Genomic DNA, 6,514 nt, shown 5'->3' on the forward strand with positions numbered 1-6,514 from the left:
TGAGTTTCCTTTTTGAAGAACATATAATGTGAGTCTCCTGTTCAAGTATGAGCAGGAGACTTCCTATATAGTTATGAAACTTAATAAAGATTATAGAATAAGAAAGTACGAGAATCTCTATTTTAATATGTTGTTTTATTTAAAATAATCGTAATTCATTTGAAGTAAAGAATAGAAGCTTATGAATTTAATAAAATATGTGATACATGTGAAAAAGTAGGTGAAAAAGATGAATAAGAATTTATATAAGAAAATTATTTTGTCAACAATCATTACGGGAATGGCAGCGAGTAATGTAATTCCACTTCATACTTTGGCAGCAGAACAAACTGTGTCCCAACAGCAAGAAAGTTTGAAGAACTATTCCCTTGGTCCTGGTGAATTTAAAGAAGTAATGGGAAAAATGGTAGCAAATATCCTTACAATGGATTCATATGCCAATACAATCAGTAATCAACAGATGACAGATTTAAGTAAAATAAGTTCTATAAACGGTGATTTACAAGCAAACATGATTAAGCATCAACGGGATGCAATAGAGAATGCCGACTTTTGGTTCATGTATTTTAAAACTCGTATTATGTACACGCATCAGAATATTGTAAGTTATAATGATACGTTTCAAGCAAGTTATAAGCTTTTACTAACTGCTATAGAGCAAAAAGATACAGAGAAATTAAAATATGAACTAGAAAATTTGTACAATAGTATTTTGTACAATAGTCAAAAATTAGATGTACTGTTAGAAAAATTGAAAAATTTTCAAGGTGAAATAGCAGAAAATACAAGAAATTTCAAAGAAGATTTCAATCAATTGGAGAATATTCTAGAAAGTACGAACGCTGGTATTCCGCTTCTACAACAAAGAATTGAGAATTATAATAATACAATTAAAGAAAACTATGATAAACGTGGTGGCTATATAGCTTTATCTGTATTTATGCCTCCGATTGGTATACCATTGATTGTTACTACTGACAAGAATATCGCATCTGCACAACAAGAAATAGAACAATTAAAGTCCAGAATTTCTGGAGCAGAGGCAGAAGTAGTTATTTTGACTGATGCCAAAAATAAAACGGAACATATGGCTGCAACAGTTGGTACAGCTGTTACTGCTCTTGAGGATATAAAGACTCAGTGGGGGACAGTGGGGAAAAAATATAAATCATTAATTGACAGTGTTAACGATATTAATCTAGACCTGTTTGATGAGATTATAAGAGCAGATCTGGATACAGCGAAGGATAATTGGCAAGACCTTAAAAATTATACGGATAAATTATATGAAGGTGCTAAGATTGTACAAGGAGAATAGATTATAAAAGTAGGCCCACCAGAAGAACGAATTATACAAATGGCACCGGATTGCTACTGAATACGTGTAAAATAACAAAATATACGTTATATAGAAAAGATAGTTTAGTTGTTTCAGGTTCTTGGAATGTAGGAGACATTATTTATAATGAATCATGTAGCAAAGGAAAAGGGATACAAAAAGGGCTTAGAAGAGATCCAAGATAAAAAATTGAGAGATTAGCATATAGTATATAGAAATTGCTTAACAAAACCGGCTAAAACAGTAGATTTCTTTTAAGCGCCTCAACAACTCGAATTAGAACTTTAAGATATTTTACATGTATTTGTATTAGTTTGTTTCTTAAAATCTGATACATACGAATCTGAGGGTCTTTTTTTGAGGGTGACTAGATGAAATATTGAATGTAATATAAAAAATGGTATTAAATCACAAAGAGGGCGGAATAAAAATATTATTTCAGATAAATATGAAATAATAGAGGAATGATAGAAATATAAATTGTTTAACCTTCTAATAAAAGAAAAGGTTCTGTTGCAAAGTTTTTTAACAGACAAAAAGGTAAGTTATGTACAATTAAATTTTATACAATAGCAAGTAATCGTTGTAATTCATTGTACGTTGAAAAAACGAAGTTTGGTCGCAAACTTCGTTTTCGTTTATATATAGCATGAATTGTTCCGATTCCTTTCAAGGTACGTGAAGCATGGCAAAGACTTTGAAATCCTGGGGATTTAGCTAGCCGTCGCTTTATATGTCTATGATCCTGTTCGATGAGATTATTCAAATGTTTGAGTGTACAATGTATTGTATGCTTATAAAAGCCTTGTTCTTTCAATTTATTGAACGCGCAAAGTAACGCCGGTGCTTTATCTGTAGTGAGAACCGTTGGCTCTCCAAACACTTTTACTATCCTTTTCATAAAGGCATATGCTGCCTGATGATTTCGCTTTTTACGAAGTTGAATATCCAAAGTGTACCCCTCTTTATCAATCGCACGATAAAGGTAACACCATTCTCCTTTGACTTTAATATAGGTCTCATCCAATTTCCAAGATCGTTGCGCATGCTTATTTTTCTTTTTCCAAATCTGATAGATCAAAGTCCCATACTCATGAATCCAGCGCATAATCGTTGTAGGATGAACAGAAATACCACGTTCTTTTAAAATTTCAGAGACATCACGATAGCTTAAAGAAAAACGACAATAGTAGCCGACGGCTACTAAAATAATATGTTTCTTGAACTGTTTCCCTTTAAAATATCGCATTTGTGATTCTCCTTACTCTTTTTTCTAGAGTGTAGTCTCATTTAGAAAACTTTGCAACAGAACCTATGAGAGCGTATTATCTGGTATATCTGTATTTATTAATAATAATCCCTCGCCTCCTTTTTTAAATTACATTAAACGTAAATCTAGGTTCCACCTATTTCTCTTATCCTCCCTTCGATATATCTTACCATTATGAATAATCAGTCTAATGGTGGTGTAATTTGTAGGAATTCATTCCTTTTTGTCGAATATGTTCAATAGAAGGGGGGAGTGTATAATGTTTGCAGGATTTTTCACTAATCTATCTATTTTTGCTTTTCTAGTAAGTTTATTCATTTTTATCCAAGTGTTTGTAATAAAAATGAATTCTAAATCAATCCCGTTATTTGGAGGTATATATGCAGGTATCATAGCTGCTATTTTGATGTTCTTTAATTTTGAGCACATGGGATTGTTTTATGACCTGCGAGTCGTTCCTCTTATCATTTCATTTATTTATTTTGGTCGTACAGCCGGCTGGATTACGTTAATGTTTATTTTATTTATACGTATTTTCTACCTTGGTGGTGATTGGGGTCCAGCTTTGATAGCTGCTATAGGAATAGCTGCTATATATACTATATTTAAAACATATCTAAAAAATATTCATCCCTTTAAAAGCGCTTTTCTTTATCTAGCTGTTTATCTAGCTATAATTCATTGGGTATTTGGATTCTTTTTTCCTTCTATACCGCTTATACTTCTTTACATCCAAGGTACATTATTTATATCTTGCGGACTCCTGATTGGTATTTTTCTTATGGAATCCTATCAAAAATTATATAGCTTAACAGAAAATTTAGCTAAAGCGAATGAAACGTTATTAGAATCAAAGCGAGAATTAAAGGATACCGTACATGAACTGCAAGGAGGTATTTTTAAATTTAAAAAGGTAAATGGGTATTTTATTCATACTATGTGTGATGGACAATTATTTTATCAACATGGTTTTTACTCTGAACAAGTGGTGGGTAAAAGTTTACCTAGTATAGATTCTTCCATTATTCCATTTCATTTAGTTCCTCGACTGCTAAAATACTATCAACAGGCATGGAGTGGTGAAGAAGTCACTTTTGAAATACCATGGCCAAATGAAGAGACTATTGTACTTGTCTCTCTTAGGCCTGTTAAAAGAGAGGGAAAAGTGATTGAGGTGGTTGGTTCTACTGTGGATATAACGAAGAGAAAAAATGCGGAAAATGAGCTAAAGGTAACGAAAGAACGACTGGAATCATTTATTAATCATAACGTAGATGCTATCACTATATTTGATTTAGACGGACATATGATACAAGCGAATAGAGCGTATGAGAAAATATTTGGTTGGTCAGAAAAAGAATCTTTTGGGAAAAAATTACCTTGCGTACCTGGTTTTTTAATGAATCAAACTTTAGAAAGTATAAAAAACATTAAAAATACCAATATAAAAGAACCTTTTATTAATAGGTTAGAAACAGTTAGACAAAGAAAAGATAAAACTTTAATTGATGTTAGCTTGACAGTTTCACCCATTTTAGATTTAAGGGGACGTGTAATTGCTTTATCGGCAATTTGTAGAGATATTTCTGAAAGAAAGCGAGCAGAAAGAGAACTGCAGAAATTACATCAACAATTAAAAGACAGTGAGATGAAATACCGTGCACTCATCGAACAGGCAACTGATGCAGTATATGTAGTGGAGCTAAATGAGGATCAAGTTCCAACTCAATTCATTGAAGTAAATCCTGTTGGCTGTAAAAGATTTGGATATAGTAGAGAAGAGCTCCTCGCCATACCATTTCTCAATATTGTTTCTCAAGATTCTCCAATGATCAAAAAAATATTAGCAAAAATTAAAGAAGGACAGTCTTTTTTTACTTTGCAAGATGAATATACTTTTCCAACAGGAGAAACAAAAACAATAGAATTTAGCATCCGTATTTTCAGCCTGAATGGCAAAAAAGTTTTCTTAAGTATCTCTCGAGATATCACTGAACGATTAAAGACAGAAGAATTATTACGAAAATCAGAGAAACTTGCTGTAGTAGGTCAATTATCAACTGCAATCGCTCATGAAATTAGAAATCCTTTAACAGCAATGAAAGGATTCATGCAATTACTAAAATCAACAGAAAATAAGAGCACTGAGTATTATATTGATATCGTTTTATCAGAGATAGAGCGAATAGATAGTATTACGAATGAATTTATGGTGTTAGCAAAGCCCCAAGCATTAGAAATTAAAACAAATGACCTGAATGTATTAATGAGGCAAATTGTAATGATACTTCAGCCTCAAGCGATGATGAACAACATACAAATTACAACCGAGTTTACATCTGATACTTCATTCGTCCTTTGTGAAGGAAATCAATTAAAGCAAGCGTTTATAAATATTTTAAAAAATGCGATTGAAGCATCACCAATGGGAGGAGAAGTTTTCATTCAAATCGAATATATACCCGATAAAAACCAGGCAAACATTCGATTCACTGATTACGGGTGCGGAATTGAAAAAGAACGTTTACCTTATCTAGGGGAACCATTTTATAGTATCAAAGAAGATGGTGTTGGTTTAGGATTAATGATCTGTTATAAAATTATTGAAAAACACCAAGGAAAGATACTTATTGAAAGTGAAGTAGGCAAAGAAACGACAGTTCATATAAATCTTCCTATATCTACTTTCGAAAATGAAAGCTCTTACTCATCTTATTAAGTACACCCTATCACCATGAAGTGTATTTAGTATAATCATATAGGCTCTTTTGCAAAGTTTCTCAAGAAGATAAACAAAGCCATGCATGGATAAGGGAATATTATGCATCTACCAGTAATTGCTGTAATTCATGATACACCAAAAAGGCGGAGTTTATTTGAAGACTTCGCCTTTTTGTATATAGAGCATGAATCGTTTCAATTCCTTTTATTTAATGCTTGCATATCATTCGTAATTATTAGGGCCGTTTCTCGTGTTTTTGTACCAGTTCCCTGTATTTTATAATACGAAAACTGAAATAAGAGGTTGCAAATCACTTACTCTATGCAATTGATCCTCATAAGAACATTCAAGAATTTCTTCTAATTGATTAAAAATACAGCTCAAGCAACATTATATATTGCTTCTCCTATATTCAAGCAATATGTACATGTCTTCTATTTTCAACAAGCTATAATCATTTTAACACTTGTTGACACATATTTTCTTAACATGTATTTTAATCTCCTTACATTAATATTTAATACCTTCCTTATTACAAATCAAACTCAATGAAAGACTTTTGTAACATTTATGAAAGACTTTTGAAAGATATTGAATGTAAGATGGACTTCTACATATCAATTTTAAAGTGAAAAGTTTCACAAAGTGAGGAGAACAAAATGAAAAAGAAATTTAAAACAACTGGTATTGGAAAAAAGATAATCCCTGCGACAGCAGCATTAGGTATTCTTTTTTCTGTAGCTCCTATTGGAGAAAATAAAGCTAGCGCCGGGATAGGTGCAGTAGTAGATATAGGTATTACTGTATTAGGTGCTGTAGCAAACACTTATGAAACACTTGGAATAAGCCCAGGGGATCGAGACCCAGGCACCCACATTGATGTATATGCGGAAAACGAAACTTACCAGGCTCCTAGTTTTACATCTGGGGAATTTAATATTTCCATGTATCATACAAAAGGTGATTTGAATTTTATTAAACAAGTTAAAGTCCGCTATCCAAATGGAAGAATTGAAACTCATCAACTAAAATCTGGGCAGCAGCTTAAAATTACTGACGCAGGAGCAATTATAGATTTAAACCCTAATGCAGCAAATGTCTCAGAACACGATCTTCTTTACATTACACAAGCACAATTAGACGAAGGAAAGACCGGAGTTGTGATAAATCAAGGCCAACATGC

General features: G+C 32.4%; 3 protein-coding genes and 2 pseudogenes. 3 read left to right on the plus strand and 2 right to left on the minus strand.

From position 1 onward, the window contains the following. Window positions 1–229 precede the first annotated feature (229 nt). Window positions 230–1,318 (plus strand): non-hemolytic enterotoxin subunit C, encoded by a 1,089-nt coding sequence (gene nheC / locus MHH42_RS30720; RefSeq protein WP_001039030.1) that lies wholly within the window; start codon window positions 230–232, stop codon window positions 1,316–1,318. 583 nt (window positions 1,319–1,901) lie between these two features. On the opposite strand, the gene MHH42_RS30725 is transcribed toward nheC, so the two are convergent. Then, complete coding sequence (locus MHH42_RS30725) at window positions 1,902–2,588, minus strand: IS6 family transposase (protein ID WP_097837946.1); 687 nt, start codon at window positions 2,586–2,588, stop codon at window positions 1,902–1,904. A gap of 277 nt (window positions 2,589–2,865) precedes the next feature. Here MHH42_RS30725 and MHH42_RS30730 point away from each other — a divergent pair, with 277 nt between their 5' ends. Beyond that, window positions 2,866–5,328, plus strand: a complete 2,463-nt coding sequence (locus tag MHH42_RS30730; protein ID WP_097926912.1) for a PAS domain S-box protein — start codon at window positions 2,866–2,868, stop codon at window positions 5,326–5,328. 100 nt (window positions 5,329–5,428) lie between these two features. On the opposite strand, the pseudogene MHH42_RS30735 reads toward MHH42_RS30730, so the two are convergent. Beyond that, window positions 5,429–5,539, minus strand: a pseudogene (locus MHH42_RS30735) (IS6 family transposase); the annotation flags it as partial. A 451-nt stretch (window positions 5,540–5,990) separates the two neighbouring features. Here MHH42_RS30735 and MHH42_RS30740 point away from each other — a divergent pair. Beyond that, window positions 5,991–6,514 (plus strand): annotated as a pseudogene (locus MHH42_RS30740) (cell wall-binding protein); the annotation flags it as partial.

The organism is Bacillus sp. FSL L8-0099, from assembly GCF_038006385.1.
GTDB lineage: Bacteria > Bacillota > Bacilli > Bacillales > Bacillaceae_G > Bacillus_A > Bacillus_A toyonensis.